The sequence below is a fragment of the Streptococcus sp. CL6.35 genome (assembly GCF_049737915.1).
In the GTDB taxonomy this organism is placed as follows: Bacteria; Bacillota; Bacilli; order Lactobacillales; family Streptococcaceae; genus Streptococcus.
The window spans coordinates 1-1254 of record NZ_JBKOTU010000014.1 but is presented as its reverse complement, the minus strand read 5'-3'; the positions used below and the strand labels follow the sequence as shown (position 1 = coordinate 1254).

Genomic DNA, 1254 nt, shown 5'->3' with positions numbered 1-1254 from the left:
TAAAGACCCCAATATCCAAATTATGGATGTTATTAATAGGAACACACATAAAGAAATCATCGCTAAATTGGATTATGAGGCTCCACCTTGTCCTGATTGCGGAAGTCTAATGAAGAAATATGACTTTCAAAAACCGTCTAAAGTTCCTTACCTTGAAACGACTGGTATGCCTACTAGAATTCTCCTTAAAAAGCGCCGTTTTAGGTGCTATCATTGTTTGAAAATGATGGTAGCTGAGACTTCTCTCGTCAAGAAGAATCACCAAATCCCTCGTATTATCAACCAAAAAATTGCTCAGAAGCTGATTGAAAAAAATTCTATGACTGATATTGCCCATCAGCTGTCCATTTCAACTTCAACTGTCATTCGCAAGCTCAATGACTTCCGTTTTAAGCATGATTTTTCTTGTCTTCCTGAGATTATGTCTTGGGATGAGTACGCTTTTACTAAGGGAAAGATGAGCTTCATTGCACAAGATTTTGAAAAGCTCAATATTATCACTGTTCTTGAGGGACGAACACAAGCTATTATCCGAAATCACTTCCTTAAATATGATAGGGCAGTCCGATGTCGAGTGAAAATCATTACTATGGATATGTTTAGTCCCTACTATGACTTAGCTAGACAACTTTTTCCGTGTGCTAAAATCGTTCTAGATCGTTTCCATATTGTGCAACATCTTAGCCGTGCTATGAGTCGTGTCCGTGTCCAAATCATGAATCAGTTTCATCGAAAATCCCATGAATACAAGGCCGTCAAGCGCTACTGGAAGCTCATCCAGCAGGATAGTCGTAAATTGAGTGATAAACGTTTTTATCGCCCTACTTTTCGTATGCACTTAACGAATAAAGAGATTCTTGACAAGCTTTTGAGCTATTCAGAAGACTTGAAACACCACTATCAGCTCTATCAGCTCTTGCTTTTTCACTTCCAGAATAAGGAACCAGAGAAATTTTTCGGACTTATTGAGGACAATCTTAAGCAGGTTCATCCTATTTTTCAGACTGTCTTTAAAACCTTCCTCAAGGATAAAGAAAAGATTGTCAACGCCCTTCAACTACACTATTCTAACGCCAAATTAGAAGCAACCAATAATCTCATCAAACTTATCAAACGCAATGCCTTTGGTTTTCGGAACTTTGAAAATTTCAAAAAACGGATTTTTATCGCTCTGAACATCAAAAAAGAAAGGACGAGATTTGTCCTTTCTAGATATTAGCTTTTCTTCAACCCACTACAGTTGACAAAGAGCCA

General features: G+C 37.7%; 1 protein-coding gene. It reads left to right on the top strand.

The features are described 5' to 3' along the window. On the top strand, positions 1 to 1219 hold a 1219-nt coding region (locus tag ACLNCP_RS09955), incomplete at its 5' end, for an ISL3 family transposase (RefSeq protein WP_424844383.1). Between the last annotated feature and the right edge of the window lie 35 nt (positions 1220 to 1254).